This window comes from Vibrio sp. 2130-1 (assembly GCF_033339515.1).
The window spans coordinates 1-705 of the sequence record NZ_JAWOUT010000271.1; the positions used below are offsets into that span (position 1 = coordinate 1).

Genomic DNA, 705 nt, shown 5'->3' on the forward strand with positions numbered 1-705 from the left:
GGTGGTCATGCAGAGAAAGGTTGTATTTCACGACTTTCGTTTCGTTATCTTGCATAACGTCAAAAATAAACCCCATGAGTTCATCTGCTTTGGTTGGGGAAAGGACATCGCTAAGCTGTAAGCCAGTGTAGCGTTCTGCGTTGAACGTTTTGGAGTGGTGGGTACCACCAAAGCTTTCAATATAGCGCCCGCTTTCGTCTAGGATAAACACATGATCCGGTAGGGTGTTTAAAATGGCTTCTAACCATGTTTCCCTTTCTTTATAAATCATGTGGTTACTTTCCTTCTTCTCGGCAAGTAGCCGATTATATAGGTTTGTATTGATGACACAATCAATATGGATCACATAATGGTTTATCGATTCAGCTAATCTGTGTGTGTTAGCTTTTGAGCTGTTTGAGTGAAATTTTTATAGCACTTTGTTTCGTGCGGGTGTAGGCTCTTGCCTGTATATTTTTGAGACAAAAATTCATGTTATATCTCTTGTTTAAAAACTTCGTAAGAAGGCTGAACTCCGTGCATAAAACGCGATGAAGTGTTGCTCGGAGACATAAATTATCTTCATCAGATGTGGAAATACGTGCACAGCTAAGCTGGAAAATGCGTAAGTTGTATTACATCTGAGTAAAGACAAGAGACCGCCGGTGATATTTCATCACTGGCTTTTTTGTATCTGAAGTTTGAAATCAGATATGAAGTTACCCA

Annotated in this window: 1 pseudogene; it reads right to left on the reverse strand. The window is 39.7% G+C overall.

What is annotated here, in order from left to right:
- Window positions 1-271: pseudogene (locus R7Q09_RS25680) on the reverse strand (PAS domain-containing protein); the annotation flags it as partial.
- Between the last annotated feature and the right edge of the window lie 434 nt (window positions 272-705).